The organism is Enterobacter quasimori (genome assembly GCF_018597345.1).
Taxonomy (GTDB): Bacteria; Pseudomonadota; Gammaproteobacteria; order Enterobacterales; family Enterobacteriaceae; genus Enterobacter; species Enterobacter mori.
This window is the reverse complement of sequence record NZ_JAHEVU010000006.1, coordinates 191132-208567: the sequence shown is the minus strand read 5'-3', so window position 1 is coordinate 208567 and position 17436 is coordinate 191132. Positions and strand designations below refer to the sequence as shown.

The 17436-nt window shown below is 55.8% G+C and carries 12 protein-coding genes and 1 rRNA gene; 10 read left to right on the top strand and 3 right to left on the bottom strand.

What is annotated here, in order from left to right; translation table 11 throughout:
* The 4 genes from rrf to KK102_RS20335 all read left to right on the top strand — a co-directional run.
* Positions 1 to 89 (top strand): 5S ribosomal RNA (gene rrf / locus KK102_RS20350); the annotation flags it as partial.
* 134 nt (positions 90 to 223) lie between these two features.
* A complete protein-coding gene (gene murB / locus KK102_RS20345; protein ID WP_126545942.1) occupies positions 224 to 1252 on the top strand; it encodes a UDP-N-acetylmuramate dehydrogenase in 1029 nt (342 codons plus the stop codon).
* Positions 1249 to 2211, top strand: coding sequence for a bifunctional biotin--[acetyl-CoA-carboxylase] ligase/biotin operon repressor BirA (birA, locus tag KK102_RS20340; RefSeq protein WP_216358316.1), 963 nt, complete (start codon positions 1249 to 1251; stop codon positions 2209 to 2211). The genes murB and birA overlap by 4 nt, the downstream gene beginning before the upstream one ends.
* Positions 2212 to 2227: 16 nt before the next feature.
* Positions 2228 to 3220, top strand: a complete 993-nt coding sequence (locus tag KK102_RS20335; RefSeq protein ID WP_042713775.1) for a family 8 glycosyl hydrolase — start codon at positions 2228 to 2230, stop codon at positions 3218 to 3220.
* Between the two features lie 34 nt (positions 3221 to 3254).
* Here KK102_RS20335 and bcsG read toward each other — a convergent pair whose 3' ends face one another.
* Genes bcsG through bcsE form a run of 3 tightly spaced genes read right to left on the bottom strand, consistent with a single transcriptional unit; the run spans position 3255 to position 6680 of the window.
* Positions 3255 to 4934, bottom strand: coding sequence for a cellulose biosynthesis protein BcsG (gene bcsG / locus KK102_RS20330; RefSeq protein ID WP_216358315.1), 1680 nt, complete (start codon positions 4932 to 4934; stop codon positions 3255 to 3257).
* A complete protein-coding gene (gene bcsF / locus KK102_RS20325; protein WP_126545940.1) occupies positions 4927 to 5121 on the bottom strand; it encodes a cellulose biosynthesis protein BcsF in 195 nt (64 codons plus the stop codon). Before bcsF ends, bcsG begins: the two co-directional genes overlap by 8 nt.
* Complete coding sequence (bcsE, locus tag KK102_RS20320; protein WP_216358314.1) at positions 5118 to 6680, bottom strand: cellulose biosynthesis c-di-GMP-binding protein BcsE; 1563 nt, start codon at positions 6678 to 6680, stop codon at positions 5118 to 5120. The genes bcsF and bcsE overlap by 4 nt, the downstream gene beginning before the upstream one ends.
* A gap of 173 nt (positions 6681 to 6853) precedes the next feature.
* On the opposite strand from bcsE, the gene bcsR reads away from it, so the two are divergent.
* The 6 genes from bcsR to bcsC are packed head-to-tail and all read left to right on the top strand — an operon-like array spanning position 6854 to position 17429.
* The gene (bcsR, locus tag KK102_RS20315) at positions 6854 to 7042 is read left to right on the top strand and encodes a cellulose biosynthesis protein BcsR (protein ID WP_010426045.1); all 189 of its coding nucleotides are present in this window, start codon (positions 6854 to 6856) and stop codon (positions 7040 to 7042) included.
* A gap of 11 nt (positions 7043 to 7053) precedes the next feature.
* Positions 7054 to 7806, top strand: coding sequence for a cellulose biosynthesis protein BcsQ (bcsQ, locus tag KK102_RS20310; RefSeq protein WP_216358313.1), 753 nt, complete (start codon positions 7054 to 7056; stop codon positions 7804 to 7806).
* Positions 7803 to 10418 carry a UDP-forming cellulose synthase catalytic subunit gene (gene bcsA / locus KK102_RS20305; protein WP_126545938.1) on the top strand — a complete coding sequence of 872 codons (2616 nt, stop codon included), beginning with the start codon at positions 7803 to 7805 and terminating at the stop codon, positions 10416 to 10418. The genes bcsQ and bcsA overlap by 4 nt, the downstream gene beginning before the upstream one ends.
* A 10-nt stretch (positions 10419 to 10428) precedes the next feature.
* Complete coding sequence (bcsB, locus tag KK102_RS20300; RefSeq protein ID WP_216358312.1) at positions 10429 to 12852, top strand: cellulose biosynthesis cyclic di-GMP-binding regulatory protein BcsB; 2424 nt, start codon at positions 10429 to 10431, stop codon at positions 12850 to 12852.
* A gap of 6 nt (positions 12853 to 12858) precedes the next feature.
* Complete coding sequence (bcsZ, locus tag KK102_RS20295) at positions 12859 to 13965, top strand: cellulose synthase complex periplasmic endoglucanase BcsZ (RefSeq protein WP_216358320.1); 1107 nt, start codon at positions 12859 to 12861, stop codon at positions 13963 to 13965.
* Complete coding sequence (gene bcsC / locus KK102_RS20290) at positions 13947 to 17429, top strand: cellulose synthase complex outer membrane protein BcsC (protein WP_216358311.1); 3483 nt, start codon at positions 13947 to 13949, stop codon at positions 17427 to 17429. The genes bcsZ and bcsC overlap by 19 nt, the downstream gene beginning before the upstream one ends.
* The last annotated feature ends 7 nt before the right edge of the window (positions 17430 to 17436 follow it).

Sequence of the window (17436 nt, the reverse complement as noted above, 5' to 3'; positions counted from 1 at the left end):
CCTGACCCCATGCCGAACTCAGAAGTGAAACGCCGTAGCGCCGATGGTAGTGTGGGGTCTCCCCATGTGAGAGTAGGGAACTGCCAGGCATCAAACAAGTGAAGAGGCCATCCGAAAGGATGGCCTTTTTGCGTTTCTGTACACCCCTCGTTTCCATAAACAAATCACCTATCCCCCCGTATATACGGTAAACTATCCGCGTTTTTGCATCAGGATAGCGTCTATGAACCACTCCCTTAAGCCCTGGAATACCTTTGGCATTCAACGTAATGCCAAACAAATTGTACGTGCCGATAATGCTCAGCAGCTGCTGAATGCATGGCAAAACGCGACGGAAAACGGTGAACCTGTACTGATTCTGGGCGAAGGAAGTAATGTCCTGTTTCTCGATGATTTTGCGGGGACCGTGATCGTCAACCGCATCATGGGAATCGACGTTAAAGAGAGCGCAGAGAGCTGGCATCTGCACGTGGGGGCCGGAGAAAACTGGCACCATCTGGTGCAATTTACCCTCGAAAAAGGGATGCCTGGCCTGGAAAATCTTGCGTTGATCCCAGGCTGCGCTGGATCGTCACCCATTCAAAATATCGGTGCCTACGGCATTGAACTGAAACACGTCTGTGAATACGTTGACTGCATTGAACTGGCAACGGGAAATGCGCAACGTTTAACCGCAGAACAGTGCCGCTTTGGCTATCGTGACAGTATCTTCAAACATGACTACCAGGATCGTTTCGTCATTGTGGCCGTTGGTCTACGTCTGGCGAAGCAGTGGAACCCGGTCCTTACCTACGGCGATCTCACCCGTCTCGATCCGGCCACCGTTACCCCGCGTGACGTGTTTGAATCAGTTTGCCATATGCGAATGACCAAACTCCCGGATCCTAAAGTGAACGGAAATGCGGGCAGTTTCTTCAAAAATCCGGTCATCAGCAGCGAAAACGCGAAAACGTTCCTCACCGGCTGGCCAGCGGCCCCGCATTATCCCCAGGCGGACGGTAGCGTGAAGCTGGCTGCAGGTTGGCTTATCGACCAGTGCGAATTAAAAGGCACCACGATGGGCGGTGCTGCTGTTCATCGCCAGCAGGCGCTGGTGCTGATCAATCAAAACAATGCGACCAGCGACGATGTTGTGAAGCTGGCGCACCATGTCCGTCAGCGTGTGGGTGATAAATTTAACGTCTGGCTGGAGCCTGAAGTTCGCTTTATTGGCCGTACGGGTGAAGTCAACGCCGTGGAGACTATCGCATGAAGGACAACACGATCCCTTTAACCCTGATTAGCATCCTTGCGGACGGTGAGTTTCATTCTGGCGAGCAGCTGGGTGAGCAGTTGGGCATGAGCCGTGCTGCCATTAATAAACATATCCAGACGCTCCGCGACTGGGGCGTTGATGTGTTCACGGTTCCCGGAAAAGGCTACAGCCTGCCGGAGCCTATTCAATTGCTGAATGAAGAAGCGATCCGCAGCCAGATTGGACACGGCAATGTTGCGGTGCTGCCCGTGATTGACTCGACTAACCAGTACCTGCTGGATCGCCTGCCTGAACTGAAATCCGGCGATGCCTGCGTTGCTGAATATCAACAGGCCGGTCGCGGCCGTCGTGGACGCAAGTGGTTCTCGCCGTTTGGTGCGAATCTCTACCTGTCCATGTACTGGCGACTCGATCAGGGCCCGGCTGCGGCGGTTGGGCTAAGCCTGGTTATCGGGATTGTGATGGCGGAAGTCCTGCACGATCTGGGCGCGGATAAGGTGCGGGTAAAATGGCCTAACGATCTCTATCTGAACGATCGAAAACTGGCGGGTATTCTGGTTGAGCTGACGGGAAAGACCGGCGATGCCGCGCAGATCGTCATTGGCGCCGGGTTAAACATGGTGATGCGTAATGTACAGAACGATGTGGTGAACCAGGCCTGGACTAACCTGCAGGAAGCGGGTATCACTATCGACCGCAATATCCTGGCCGCGCGAATGATTAAAGAGTTGCAAAGCTCACTCAGGCTCTTTGAACAAGACGGGCTGGCATCGTTCCTGTCTCGCTGGGAAAAGCTGGATAACTTTATCAACCGCCCGGTGAAACTGCTGATTGGGGATAAAGAAATCTACGGCATTTCTCGCGGAATTGATGCGCAGGGGGCGCTGCTCCTGGAACAGGATGGCGCGATCAAACCCTGGATGGGCGGGGAAATCTCCTTACGCAGCGCTGAATAACCGGATTGTATTCATGATGCGAAAACCCGCATGCGCCACGCTGGCTGTCATGATGAGTTTGCTGTTCACTCCTTTCTCTCAGGCAGGCCAGGCCTGGGAGAGCTACAAAGCGCGCTTCTTTAAGCCGGATGGGCGAATCGTCGATACCGGCAACGGTGACGTTTCCCATACCGAAGGCCAGGGTTTTGCCATGCTGATGGCGGTGGCAAACGATGATAAAGCGACCTTTGATAAACTCTGGCACTGGACCAACAGCACGCTGAAGAATAAAGAGAACGGCCTTTTTTACTGGCGTTATAACCCCGCTCAGGCAGACCCGATTGCCGACAAAAACAATGCCTCCGATGGCGATGTGCTCATTGCCTGGGCTCTGTTAAAAGCGAACGCGCGCTGGCATGACAAAGGCTACAGCACGGCATCGGATGCCATTACCAAAGCGCTGCTTGCCCATAACGTTATCCGCTATGCGGGCTACCGCGTGATGTTGCCCGGCTCTCAAGGGTTTAAGCTGGACAATAACGTTGTGCTTAATCCTTCCTACTTCGTGTTTCCTGCCTGGCAGGCATTTGCCGATCGCAGCCATTTGCAAATATGGCGTCAGCTCGCGCAGGACGGACAGCGGCTGCTGAAGAAAATGGGGTCGGGTAAAGCCAATCTGCCAACCGACTGGGTCTCTCTGGACACGAAAGGGACGCTGGCCCCCGCCAACGCCTGGCCGCCCCGCATGAGCTATGATGCCATCCGCATTCCGCTGTATATCAGCTGGTCCAACGCGAAAAGCCCCTTGCTCACCCCGTGGCGCGCCTGGTTCGGTCAGTTTCCGCGTGAACAAACACCCGCTTGGGTTAACGTCACGACGAATGAATACGCCCCCTACATGATGGCAGGCGGTCTGCTGGCAGTGCGTGATTTAACGATGGGGCAGACGGTCGGCGAGCCCGACATCACTGCAAATGATGATTACTATTCGGCAAGCCTGAAAATGCTGGTCTGGATCTCAGAACAATAAGGCCCGCTCCCCGTTGGGGAGAGGGCCAGGCCTTTTACTGCGGATACGGTACCCAGTCGCCGCCGTTCAGGCGAACATACGGTTTGTTCTGGTACTGGATCACTACCGCATTGGCGTTCTCCGATACCTCTGCCGTTTGTGGCAGACCGCTGGTGAGCCGATCCCAGTTCACGCTATCTTCAACAAACAGCTTACCGTCTACCGCGCGGGCAACGAGTTCTGAAATCGCCAGATAACTGCTTGGCTGAGTGATTTCGATTGGCGCGCCCTGATGCGGGGCCTTCATCCCGAAGAATTTAATCCCGGCAGGGACGTTGGTAATCGACGGGCTTGGAATATCACGCAGGCCGGATACCTGCATCCTGTCGCCTTTCAGCGCGCCGCCGTGTTCAGGTACCACAACGACCATCACTTTACGGCCTGATTTTTCCAGCTCGGTAAAGAACGCATCCAGTTCATCAAAGAATTTCTGCGCACGAACTTTGTAATCCGCCGTTTTGCTCACGCCCGGGAAGTGGTTACCATCGTGAAGCGGCAGGGTGTTGAAGAATGTTGCGCTACGCGAACCCTCTTCTTTGCTGACGGTCTGCAACCAGCGCTGCAGCACGGCAGTATCGTCATAAACCGGAGAACCATCGAAGCCCAGCAGGGTGACCGGCAGACCCGTTTGGTCCATCAGCGGTGCCTGCATCCCCCCTTCTTCACGCACCTCTTTCAGGAAGTTACCAAACTGACCGTTATGACCCAGCATCAGGTGCTGCGTAAAGCCCAGTTTGGAGAGGTTATCAAACAGGTAACACTGGTTGCCGGCTGGCTGATAGAGGTTTTTATGCGAAGGTTGGCCGCAGCTTGCACGTAACAGGCGAATCGCTGCCGGGCCGCTGTAGGAGGTCGCAGAGTTGAAGTCTTTAAACTGAATATCGAAATGCGCCCACAGCGGATGCGACATTAATCCGGCTGCATCCACATCTGCCCAGGAGAGAGAACAGATGTTGATCACCAGCAGTTCAAATGGCTGGGCGTCGGCAGGGAGCGCATCAGGGAATTTGGTCTGACGCTTATCTTCAGCGGTATAGAAACTGGAGAGCCACGCGTTCAGATTGGTGGAGGTGGGTGGGGCGGTTTGCGCAGGAATATCGCCAACCACCGGCGTATCGCCTGCCGTCGTGACGGTTGCGGCCGCCGTGCCACCGGTGGTGGTGACCGTTGTGGTTGGTTGACCGGCTGGCCACAGGGAGAAACTCGGCCCTGCCAGCGTCAGCACGTTTAACCAGACCATAATCGCGACCACAAACACCGTCACGCGGATCCACTGTGCCAGGAACAGCCAGGCGACCAGCAGCACAAACACTGCGCCAATCATCTGCCAGTTAATAAAGCGCTCAACCAGATCAAGCATATAGTCGGTACTGAAGCCTGCCACCTGCGAGCCCTGGCTCATAATGCTTTCCGGGCCCGGTAGCCAGGTGTCATGCCAGAAGAGCGCGAACCCAATGGGGATAGCGACCCAGTGGCGCAAGCGATGCAGCCTGATATTGGGAATAGGCATCAGGAGGAATGCCATAAATACCAGGTTAGGCAGAGGGTGGAAATTAAGATAGCCTGCCCAGAGCAGGCCAAACTTCACCAGAAAGTAGAAATTCCAGCCGGAAAGTCCGCGCCAGTATTGCCAGAGCGGCGAGGGTGCCGACGTGGTATAGGTAGAATTAGTCATGTTTTCGGTCTGCCTTGACGATCGGAGCGCGTGTCAGTGTTCCGGCGGGTTTAATGTAGCGGGGTTTTAAAAACATCAATCTGACCGTATCGCGAATACGACGCAGAGAATGGCGCGCATAGTAGCCCAGCGGGAAAAAAATCAGCGCACACAGTACGATCAGTTGAATGATATCGCTGAGATTCATAATGATGCGCTCTCCTCGCCCTCAGGTAATAAGCGTCGTGGTTCGGGTATCCGCCGCCAGATATGCCCGTCATGCTTCGCATTCAGGATCGGTTTGACATCGTTTGTCATAGGTAAGGGTTTCGCCCATTGTTCAGGCGTCAGGGCGCGCATTTGCACCAGTTCAGCACTAATCAAATTATCTTCGAACCAAATCATGCGGTTAGAGAAAATATCGCCAGTCGGCAGAGGGAAGATATGGTTGAGCGCGGTGTCGAGATCGTTTACCCGGCAGAAGGATAAAAACAGCACCAGACGGTTATCGCCAATCGTCATGATGTCTCCGATGCGGTTAGGGCGACATAGCGTGAGCGCCTGCTCAACACGAATACCCGGCACCGGACGCAGGGCTACCATGACCCCTTTTCCGTCTGCTGGCAGCAGCGTATTACTCATCATGTTGCCGACGGCATCACAGAAGGTATCCCACTTTTGAAAACCGCGCAGCTTCATTGGCTGTGTCATTGAGAGCAAGGTGCTGATATCTTCCGGAACATGGCGGTTAAACTGCTGCCCCTGTATGCTCTCAATCAATGTCAGGCAGCGCGACAGCGGCGCATTCCACGGTATGACCATATTTGCGCCGCAACCCAGCAGCAGCCGTTCGTCAGTGGCACGCAGGCTGGTATTATTTTCACGCACCACGATTTTTAACGCACTGCCGCGCTGACGGCGTAATGTGTGAATGTGTCTCGCCAGCGTTTCGATTTGGTTATTCTGCATGAGAGAAAAAACAATCGTAGCGGCCTGCGTCGTGCGGGCTTCATTAAATAACGCTTCGTTAGTTTCAAACAGTGACCAATTTTCAGAGAGCGCAGGCGCACCTTCTAATACCGCAATGTGGCTCAGGATGCGTTTTTCATCGCTGCGTGGCTGAACCACGGTTTCTTCTTGCCGGGCGAGGTGCCACTCTCCCTCGATATGTTTAAGGGTGAGCTGTTGACGAGCGCTAACCCCTTTTTCATTGCACCAGAACGCAATATCGTAAAGATAGCTATCTGTCTGGTCATGGATACTTGCCAGACCGAAAAGAGAACGATATTCGCCCATTAACAGTGAAAAAAGCTTATCGTTATTACTGCTGGGGTTAACAACCAATAGTGTGCAGTTTTGATTTTTTGCCCACTTATTGATTCTGTTCAGCGAGCGAAGCAGCTTTTCTGAGGGGATATTTTGCAGCGCGTTATTCGAACATTTTAGAATCAGGAAATAGTGATCCGGATCAATCGAGCACTGAATATCGCGGGGCAAAAAGTATAGACTATCCGCCTCCGAAGACATGGAAAATAATCGTACGGTCTGTGGCCCACGGTCGTTTTCGAGCCTGATGATATTTTTAGGTTCTTCGCCCATCGTAATGACAGCCACGCGGGAATCCTTATCCTGTGCGGCGATCGTCTGGTTTACCAGACTTATGGCATCTTCGTTGCGATCCGTATTAATCCACCAGACTCCTCCGACTGGCATGTGGCGCAATTCGTCCCATAATGACTGGATGCCAATAGAAAATATGGAGTCCACGGTATCCCTCTTTTCGTCGAATTTATCTGTATCTCAGTTTACTAGCGAAAGCGTAGAAATAAACCTAACATTGAAATTAAAGAGCATCAGATTTAGCATGTAAATGAAATTTCGTGGGCAGGACGCCTCACTACATCTGGTCGTGTGATTTTACGCTAAGGGATGAATTAATCATGCATAATAACGAATCCGGAACGCCTGTAGACTCAAGCCTGGGTTACACATTTCAAAACGATTTTCTGGCGCTGACGCAGGCTTTCTCGTTGCCCGAAATAGATTACACCGATATTTCCCAGCGGGAACAGTTGGCCGCGGCTATTAAACGCTGGCCGTTATTAGCTGAATTTGCCCAACAACAATAAGGGAGCCATTGATGGCCATACTAGGATTACAGGGCGTCCGTGGTGGTGTAGGTACAACATCCATTACCGCGGCGCTGGCGTGGTCATTACAGCTGTTAGGCGAATCGGTGCTGGTTATTGATGCCTGCTCCGACAATTTGCTGCGCATGTCATTTAACGTCGACTTTACGCATACCGAGGGTTGGGCTCGCGCGCTGCTCGATGATAAAGACTGGCGTGACGCGGGTATGCGCTATACCTCCCAGCTTGATTTACTTCCTTATGGTCAATTGACTGAAGCTGAGCGTGAGAATGAAGCCGCGTATCAGCGCCTGCTTTCGCAATTCACGACCGCGTTGAAGAGCCTGGAGGAAAAAGGGCAGTATCAGTGGATATTACTGGATCTGCCGCACGGCGCCGCCGCGCTGACACGCCAGCTTATCGCACAATGTGACCATGTCCTCTCTATCGTGAACGTGGATGCGAATTGCCATATTCGTCTGCACCAGCAGCCGCTGCCGACGAATGCCCATCTGCTGATTAACGATCTTCGCATCAACAGCCAGATCCAGGACGATCTCTACCAGGTTTGGCTGCAAAGCCAGCGTCGCCTGCTGCCGATTGTTATCCATCGCGATGAGGGAATGGCGGAATGTCTCGCCTCCAAGCAGCCGCTCGGTGAATATCGGGGCGATTCGCTGGCAGCCGAAGAGATCCTGACGCTGGCGAACTGGTGCTTATTGCATTTCGCGAAAAGACCGGAATCAGCCGGGAGTACGGCATGAGTCGCCTGTCTAACGGGTTACTTATCCCGCCGGTCAGTTCGCGTTTAAGCGAGCGCTACCGGCACTATCGTCGACACGGCGCGTCGTCGCTGAGTGCCACGCTCGGTTGCTTTTGGTTAATCCTGGCCTGGATATTTATTCCACTCGAACACCCCCGCTGGCAGGGTATTCGTGCGCGTCACAGTGAACTCTATCCGCACATTAACCCCGATCGTCCAAGGCCTCTCGATCCTGCACGCTATGCGATTCAGGCCGTCTGGCTGGCAGCGACGTCGGCCAGAGTGGAAAAATCCACGCCGCGCTGGCGCAGCTTCGATCGCGTGCAGAACTTACGTGAACGCTATCACCAGTGGCTGGACAGGCTTCCCGACCGCGTCGGCGACAAAACCAGTCATCTGGATAATCATAAAGAGCTCGGGCACCTGCACCCGGGCTTCAGGCGTTTTATCCTCGGCGTCATTGTGGTGTTCTCGCTCATTCTGGCACTGGTCTGTATTACGCAGCCGTTCAACCCGCTGGCACAGTTCACCTTCCTGATCCTGCTCTGGGGCGTGGCGCTGCTGGTGCGGCGCATTCCGGGACGCTTCTCCGCCCTGATGCTGATCGTGCTGTCATTGACGGTTTCCTGCCGCTATATCTGGTGGCGTTATACATCAACGCTGAACTGGGATGACCCGGTCAGCCTGGTGTGCGGTCTGGTTCTGCTGTTTGCTGAAACTTACGCGTGGATTGTGCTGGTCCTGGGCTATTTCCAGGTTATCTGGCCGTTGAACCGCCAGCCCGTTCCGCTGCCAAAAGACACCACCCAGTGGCCATCGGTCGATCTCTTTGTCCCGACTTACAACGAAGACCTGACGGTGGTGAAAAACACCATTTATGCCGCGTTAGGTATCGACTGGCCGAAAGATAAGCTCAAAATTTGGATCCTGGATGACGGTGGCCGCGCCGAGTTTCGCCAGTTTGCGGAGGAGGTCGGCGTGGAGTATATCGCCCGTACCACCCATGAACACGCGAAGGCCGGTAACATTAACAACGCCCTGAAGTATGCCACCGGGGAGTTCGTCTCCATCTTTGACTGCGACCACGTGCCAACGCGCTCGTTCCTGCAGATGACGATGGGCTGGTTCCTGAAAGAGAAAGAGCTGGCGATGATGCAGACGCCACACCACTTCTTCTCACCGGATCCGTTTGAACGCAACCTCGGTCGTTTCCGTAAAACCCCGAACGAAGGCACGCTGTTCTATGGCCTGGTGCAGGACGGAAACGATATGTGGGACGCCACCTTCTTCTGCGGCTCCTGTGCCGTTATCCGCCGCAAACCGCTGGATGAGATTGGCGGTATTGCCGTTGAGACGGTGACGGAAGATGCCCACACCTCGCTGCGTTTACACCGCCTTGGCTATACCTCCGCGTACATGCGCATTCCACAGGCGGCAGGGTTGGCGACAGAATCGCTGTCGGCGCATATCGGCCAGCGTATTCGCTGGGCGCGTGGCATGGTGCAAATTTTCCGCCTCGATAACCCATTGATGGGTAAAGGGCTGAAGCTGGCGCAGCGCCTGTGCTACGTCAACGCCATGTTCCACTTCTTATCCGGTATTCCGCGGCTGATCTTCCTGACCGCGCCGCTGGCGTTCCTGCTCCTTCACGCTTATATCATCTATGCCCCGGCGCTGATGATCGCGCTGTTTGTTCTGCCGCACATGATCCACGCGAGCCTGACGAACTCGAAGATCCAGGGGAAATATCGCCATTCGTTCTGGAGTGAAATCTACGAAACCGTGCTGGCCTGGTACATTGCCCCGCCAACCATGGTGGCGCTGATTAACCCGCACAAAGGCAAGTTCAACGTCACCGCGAAAGGTGGGCTGGTGGAAGAGGAGTATGTCGACTGGGTGATCTCCCGTCCGTATATCTTCCTGGTCCTGCTCAACATCGTTGGCGTCATCGTAGGCATCTGGCGTTACTTCTACGGCCCGGAAAACGAGATCCTGACGGTATTCGTGAGTATGGCGTGGGTGTTCTACAACCTGATTATCCTCGGTGGTGCGGTAGCCGTATCGGTCGAGAGCAAACAGGTGCGTCGTGCCCACCGCGTTGAGATCAGCATGCCGGCAGCAATAGCCCGTGAAGATGGTCACCTCTTCTCCTGTACCGTGCACGACTTCTCTGACGGTGGTTTGGGCATCAAAATCAACGGTCAGGCGAAAGTGTTGGAAGGGCAAAAGGTCAATCTGCTGCTCAAGCGCGGACAGCAGGAGTATGTCTTCCCAACGCAGGTTGCGCGTGTGGCGGGTGATGAAGTGGGTCTGAAGCTGATGCCGCTGACCAAAAAGCAACATATTGATTTTGTGCAGTGTACGTTTGCCCGCGCGGATACGTGGGCTCTCTGGCAGGACAGCTTCCCGGAAGATAAACCTCTGGAAAGCCTGCTGGATATTCTGAAGCTGGGGTTCCGTGGCTATCGTCACCTTGCAGAATTTGCCCCGTCGTCGGTGAAATTAATTTTCCGGTCACTTACTTCACTGGTTTCCTGGGTCGTGTCGTTCATTCCGCGTCGACCTGAGCGAGATGAAGCGAAGCAGGCAGACCCGGTTATGGCTCAACAATGATGATAACGCGATGAAAACAAAACTTTCCTGGTTATGTGCAGTGGCAATGGGGATGAGTGCGCTCCCTACAACAATGGCTTACGCAGCGCCTGATAACGCAGCGGCCACGCCTGCCCCTACGGTTCCGGTGGTCGCGCAAGCGACCGATCCTGTTGTCACGGCTGCACCGGGGCAAACGGAAAACGTGGTCCCGAATAAGCCGACGGCGGGGAATACCTTATCTGCCGACAGCCAGGTCGTTGGGCAGGTGATGCCAGGCGTACGTGGTGCCAGCGCGCCTGTCGTCGCTGAAAATGTGCCGTCGCGCGATGTGAAGCTGTCGTTCGCCCAGATTGCCCCGCCGCCGGGCAGCATGGTGCTGCGCGGCATCAATCCTAATGGCGGCGTTGAGTTTGGGATGCGTAGCGACGAAGTGGTATCGAATGCGGTGCTGAATCTGGAATACACGCCGTCACCGTCGCTGCTGCCCGTTCAGTCTCAGCTGAAGGTCTATCTGAACGATGAACTGATGGACGTTTTGCCGGTTACCAAAGAGCAACTGGGTAAGAAAACCCTGGCTCAGGTGCCGATCAACCCGCTGTTCATCACCGACTTTAACCGTGTCCGTCTGGAATTCGTCGGCCACTATCGCGATGTGTGTGAAAACCCGGCCAGCAACACGCTGTGGATGGATATTGGTCGTAACTCCTCGCTGCAGTTGACCTATCAGCCGCTGGCGTTGAAAAACGATCTCTCCGCCTTCCCGGTACCGTTCTTTGACCCGCGTGACAATCGCCCGTTAAACCTGCCGATGGTCTTTGCCGGTGCGCCTGATGTGACGGAACAGCTTGCCGCCACCATCGTGGCCTCCTGGTTTGGCTCTCGCTCCGGCTGGCGCGGTCAGAGCTTCCCGGTCATGTACGACAAAATACCGGACAAAAACGCCATTGTGTTTGCCACTAACGCCAAACGCCCGGCGTTCCTGCGCGAACACCCGGACGTGAAAGCGCCGACGATTGAAATGATCAACCACCCGGACAATCCGTATGTGAAGCTGCTGGTCGTCTTCGGGCGTGATGAGAAAGATCTGGTGCAGGCGGCAAAAGGCATTGCGCAGGGGAATGTTCTCTTCCGGGGAAACAGCGTTGTGGTGGACGAGGTGAAACCGCTGCTGCCGCGTAAGCCTTACGATGCCCCTCACTGGGTGCGTACCGATCGCCCTATTAGCTTCGGCGAGCTGAAAACATACGAAGAGCAACTGCAGTCGACCGGCCTTGAGCCTTCTCCTGTCAGTTTGTCGATGAATCTGCCGCCCGATCTGTATCTGCTGCGCACCAACGGTATTGATATCAACCTGAACTACCGTTACACCGCGCCGTCGACCAAAGACAGCTCGCGGATGGATATCAGCCTGAACAACCAGTTCCTGCAATCATTCAGCCTGACGAGCAACCAGGAAACCAACCGCCTGATGCTCCGCCTGCCTGTGCTGCAGGGGCTGCTGGACGGTAAAACCGATGTATCCATCCCGGCGCTGAAGCTTGGCGCGATAAACCAGCTGCGTTTCGACTTCCAGTATATGAACCCGATGCCTGGCGGTTCGGTCGATAACTGCATCACCTTCCAGCCGGTCCAGAACCATGTCGTGATTGGCGATGAGTCCACTATCGACTTCTCGAAGTATTATCACTTTATCGCGATGCCGGATCTGCGTGCGTTTGCCAACGCCAGCTTCCCGTTCAGCCGCATGGCCGATTTGTCTGAGTCGATTATTGTGATGCCGAAAGCGCCAAATGAGGGTCAGGTGTCGACGCTGCTGAATACGATGGGGACCGTTGGGTCGCAAACTGGTTTACCGGCCGTCAACGTCTCGCTCACCGACGATGGCAGCCAAATCCAGAACAAAGATGCCGATATCATGGTCATTGGCACCATTCCGGATAAGCTGAAGGATGATAAACGCGTCGATCTGCTGGTGCAGGCTGCCCAGGCGTGGGTTAACACGCCGCTGCGCCAGACCGAGTTTCCAAGCATTATGCCGGACAGCGGTGACCGCCAGGCCAGCGTTAAAACCAGCGTAAGCTCAACGGGCCCGATGGCGGCAATCGTGGGCTTCCAGTCACCGTATAACGACCAGCGCAGCGTGATCGCCCTGCTGGCAGACAGCCCTCGCGGGTATGAGCTATTAAATTCGGCCATGAACGACAGCGGTAAACGGGCCGCGATGTTTGGTTCTGTCTCCGTTATCCGTGAGGCGGGCGTCAACAGCCTGCGTGTCGGCGATGTCTATTATGTCGGTCATCTGCCGTGGTTCGAACGTCTGTGGTATGCCTTGTCCAATCATCCGGTCCTGCTGGCGATTCTGGCTGCAGTGAGTGTGATATTGCTGGCATGGGTGCTGTGGCGTCTGCTGCGTATCATCAGCCGTCGTCGTTTGAATCCGGATCGTGAGTAAGCTGTGATGAAAGGCGTTCGCTGGTGTGTATTCGCCGTGTTGATGCTGGCGGCGACGAATCTACGCGCCGCCTGTAGCTGGCCTGCCTGGGAGCAGTTTAAACAGGACTACATCAGCGAAAGCGGGCGCGTTATCGATCCCAGTGACGCGCGAAAAATTACCACCTCTGAAGGGCAAAGCTACGCGCTGTTCTTTGCCCTGGCCGCAAACGATCGCAAAGCGTTCGATCTGCTGCTGGCGTGGACGCGCGATAATCTCGCCGGGGGCGATTTAGCGACCAACCTGCCTGCCTGGCTGTGGGGGCAAAAGGACAAAGAGACCTGGGCGGTTATCGACCCAAACTCCGCCTCCGATGCCGATATCTGGATTGCCTGGTCGCTGCTGGAAGCGGGGCGGCTGTGGAAAAATCAGGACTACACCCGCACGGGCAAGGTGCTGCTTAAACGCATCGTCAGCGAGGAAGTGGTGAAAGTGCCGGGTCTGGGCTTCATGCTGCTGCCGGGTAAAACCGGATTTGCCGAAGAGAACGCCTGGCGCTTTAACCCCAGCTACCTCCCGCCACAGCTAGCGAACTATTTCACCCGATTTGGTACGCCGTGGACCACGCTTCGTGAAACCAATCTGCGTTTATTGCTGGAGACGGCACCGAAAGGCTTCTCCCCGAACTGGGTGCAGTACCAGAAAAACAGAGGCTGGCAGCTCCGTCAGGATAAATCGCTGGTGGGCAGCTACGACGCCATCCGCGTTTATCTCTGGGTGGGCATGATGAATGATAAAGACCCGCAGAAGGCCCGGCTGCTGGCGCGCTTTAAGCCAATGGCGACGGTGACGGCAAAGCAGGGCGTTCCGCCGGAGAAAGTAGACGTGGCAACCGGTAAACGGACGGATAAAGGCCCGGTCGGTTTTTCTGCCTCTCTGCTACCTTTTTTACAGAATCGGGACGCGCAGGCAGTGCAACGACAGCGCGTCGCCGATCGTTTTCCTGATAATAATGCCTATTACAGCTATGTACTGACCCTCTTTGGGCAAGGGTGGGATCAGCATCGTTTTCGCTTCACCACACAGGGTGAATTAATACCGGATTGGGGCCAGGAATGCGCAAGTTCACAATAAATCTACTCAGTTTATCGCTTGGCCTGGCACTGATGCCAATGGCCGGGGCCGCCAATTCCACCCAGCAGCAACAGTTGCTGGAGCAGGTTCGTCTGGGCGAATCGACGCAGCGTGAGGATTTGGTTCGCCAGTCGCTTTACCGCCTGGAGCTGATCGACCCGAATAACCCGGACGTGATTGCCGCACGTTTCCGTTATCTCTTACGTCAGGGAGATAACGCGGGTGCGCAAAAAGAGCTGGACCGCCTGAAAGGCATGGCGCCGAGCTCCAGCGCATACAAAACGTCCCGCAATACGATGCTGCTCTCCACGCCGGATGGCCGTCAGGCCTTGCAGCAGGCTCGCCTGTTGGCGACGACAGGCCATACGCAGGAAGCCATTGCCGCCTATGACAAACTGTTTGCTGGCGATCCGCCGGATGGTGACCTGGCAGCAGAATACTGGACGCTTGTAGCCAAAGAGCCCGCCAGACGTAATGCCGCCATTAATCAGCTGAAAAAGATTAATGCCAGTCATCCGGGCAATACGCAGCAGCAGGCTGCGCTGGCGCAACTCCTGTTCCAGAGCGGACGCCGCGATGAAGGTTTTGCGGTGTTGCAGGAGATGGCGAAATCCAACAATGGCCGCAATCAGGCATCTGATATGTGGTATCAGCAAATTAAGGATCAGCCTGCCAGCAGTGCCAGCGTCAGCGCGCTGAAGAAATACCTCACGGTGTTTAGCGATGGCGACAACGTGACGGCGGCGCGGGTCCAGCTTGATGCACAGCAAAAACAACTTGCCGACCCGACGTTCCGCGCGAAAGCCGAAGGGCTGGCCGCAGTGGATGCCGGGCAGGGCGGTAAAGCGGTGGCAGAACTGCAAAAAGCGGTCAGCGCCAACCATGCCGACAGCGAAGCCGTGGGCGCGCTGGGCCAGGCCTATTCACAAAAAGGTGACCGCGCCCGCGCGGTGGCGCAGTTTGAAAAGGCAATTGCCCTCGATCCGCAGAGCGATAATCGGGGCAAGTGGGACAGCCTGCTGAAGGTTAACCGCTACTGGCTGCTGATCCAGCAGGGTGATGCGGCGCTGAAAGCTAACAATACTGCCCAGGCGGAGCGCTATTTCCAGCAGGCGCGCAATATCGATAATACCGACAGCTATGCGGTGTTGGGGCTGGGCGATGTCGCCGCCGCGCGCAAAGATAACGACGCCGCGGAGCGGTATTATCGTCAGGCGCTACGCATGGACAGCGGCAACAGTAATGCGGTGCGCGGCCTCGCCAATGTATATCGCGCGCAGTCGCCGGAGAAGGCGACGCAGTTTATTCAGTCACTCTCGGCCAGCCAGCGTCGCAGCATAGATGATATTGAACGTAGCCTGACCAACGAGCAGCTCTCCGCGCAGGCAGAGCAGCTGGAAAACCAGGGACAATACGCCCAGGCCGCAGAAATTCAGCGTCGACGCCTTGCGCTCTCGCCGGGAGACGTGTGGATCACCTACCGTCTGTCGCGCGATCTCTACAGCGCGGGTCAGCGCAGTCAGGCGGATACCCTCATGCGCCAGCTGGCAGGCCAGAAGCCGGGCGATCCGGATCAGGTCTACGCCAACGGGCTGTATTTGTCGGGTAACGATCAGGATCGCGCCGCGCTGGCGCATCTGGATACCCTGCCGCGCGACAAGTGGAACGGCAATATTCAGGAGCTGGCTGACCGACTGCAGAGCAATCAGGTGCTGGAAACCGCTAACCGCCTGCGTGACGGCGGGAAAGCGCAGGAGGCTGAAGATCTGCTTCGTCAGCAGCCGGCGTCCACGCGTATCGATTTAACGCTGGCGGACTGGGCAGAACAGCGTGGCGATCATAACGCCGCGAAAGCGGCCTACAGCACAGTGCTCCAGCGTGAGCCGCAAAACGAAGATGCGATCCTCGGACTGACCGAAGTTTATATCGCGCAAGGTGATAAAGACGCGGCGCGTGCCGAGCTGGCAAAACTGCCTGCCGCGCAAAATGGTCAACCGCCGTCGCTCAATATGCAACGTCGGATCGCCATGGCGCAGGCTGGCCTGGGCGATTCCGCCGCCGCAGAGCAAACCTTTAGCAAGATTATCCCTCAGGCCAAATCGCAGCCCGCATCGATGGACAATGCGCTGGTGCTGCGTGATGCGGCACGATTCCAGGCCCAGAACGGCCAGCCGCAGCAGGCGCTGGAAACCTATAAAGACGCGATGGTGTCGTCCGGCATCACGTCAACGCGCCCGGCGGATAACGACAGCTTCACCCGCCTGACGCGAAATGATGAAAAAGACGACTGGCTGAAGCGCGGCGTGCGCAGCGATGCCGGTGATTTGTATCGCCAGCAGGATGTGAACGTCACGCTGCAACATGACTACTGGGGCTCCAGCGGCACCGGTGGCTATTCCGACCTGAAAGCGCACACCACGATGCTGCAGGTCGACGCGCCCTTGTCGGATGGACGCATGTTCTTCCGAAGCGATCTGGTCAATATGGACGCTGGCTCGTTTGCCACCAATAACGGCACCTACGATCCGAAATGGGGTACCTGCGCCGAAACGCCGTGTAGCGGCAATACGAACCAGTCGGCGAACGGCGCTAGCGTGGCCGTTGGCTGGCAGAATAAAACCTGGGCGTGGGATCTGGGTACGACGCCAATGGGCTTCGACGTGGTGGATGTGGTCGGTGGCGTGAGCTATAGCAGTGACCTGGGGCCGATTGGCTACACCCTGAACGCGTATCGTCGTCCTATCTCCAGCTCTGTGCTGGCCTTCGCCGGGCAAAAAGATACCAATACCAACACCACCTGGGGCGGCGTCCGTTCGACCGGTGGCGGTGTGAGCCTAAGCTATGACAAAGGCGAGGCGAACGGTGTCTGGTCGAGCCTGAACATGGACAGCCTGACCGGTAAAAATGTGGAAGATAACTGGCGCATCCGCTGGATGACCGGCTATTACTACAAGCTGATCAACGAGAACAACGAACGTCTGACGGTCGGTGTCTCTAACATGCTTTGGCATTACGACAAAGATCTCAGCGGCTACACGCTGGGACAGGGGGGCTACTACAGCCCGCAGGAGTATGTCTCCTTTGCGTTGCCCGTCACCTGGCGTAAGCGTACTGAGAACTGGTCATGGGAGCTGGGCGGTTCGGTCTCCTGGTCGCATTCGAAGACGAAAGATGAGTTGCGTTATCCGAAACAGGGTCTGATCCCAACCGATGAGCCTGGCCGTTATACCGACAGAGGCGAAATGGAAACCGGTAGCAGCTCCTCCGGTACAGGTTATACCGCGAGGGCGATTATCGAGCGCCGCGTGACCTCCAACTGGTTTGTCGGTCTGGGCGTGGATATTCAGGAAGCAAAAGACTATACCCCGAGCCATGCGCTGCTCTACGTGCGTTATTCTGCTGCAGGCTGGCAGGGCGATATGGACCTGCCGCCAGAGCCGCTGGTCCCTTACGCCGACTGGTAATCGGATT

Bases quoted from the DNA above. Each gene is read 5' to 3' on its own strand.
- bcsA (WP_126545938.1), top strand. From the start codon at position 7,803: ATGAGTCGCCTGTCTAACGGGTTACTTATCCCGCCGGTCAGTTCGCGT.
- bcsB (WP_216358312.1), top strand. From the start codon at position 10,429: ATGAAAACAAAACTTTCCTGGTTATGTGCAGTGGCAATGGGGATGAGT.
- birA (WP_216358316.1), top strand. From the start codon at position 1,249: ATGAAGGACAACACGATCCCTTTAACCCTGATTAGCATCCTTGCGGAC.
- bcsF (WP_126545940.1), bottom strand. From the start codon at position 5,121: ATGAATCTCAGCGATATCATTCAACTGATCGTACTGTGTGCGCTGATT.
- bcsC (WP_216358311.1), top strand. From the start codon at position 13,947: ATGCGCAAGTTCACAATAAATCTACTCAGTTTATCGCTTGGCCTGGCA.
- bcsG (WP_216358315.1), bottom strand. From the start codon at position 4,934: ATGACTAATTCTACCTATACCACGTCGGCACCCTCGCCGCTCTGGCAA.
- KK102_RS20335 (WP_042713775.1), top strand. From the start codon at position 2,228: ATGCGAAAACCCGCATGCGCCACGCTGGCTGTCATGATGAGTTTGCTG.
- murB (WP_126545942.1), top strand. From the start codon at position 224: ATGAACCACTCCCTTAAGCCCTGGAATACCTTTGGCATTCAACGTAAT.
- bcsR (WP_010426045.1), top strand. From the start codon at position 6,854: ATGCATAATAACGAATCCGGAACGCCTGTAGACTCAAGCCTGGGTTAC.
- bcsQ (WP_216358313.1), top strand. From the start codon at position 7,054: ATGGCCATACTAGGATTACAGGGCGTCCGTGGTGGTGTAGGTACAACA.
- bcsZ (WP_216358320.1), top strand. From the start codon at position 12,859: ATGAAAGGCGTTCGCTGGTGTGTATTCGCCGTGTTGATGCTGGCGGCG.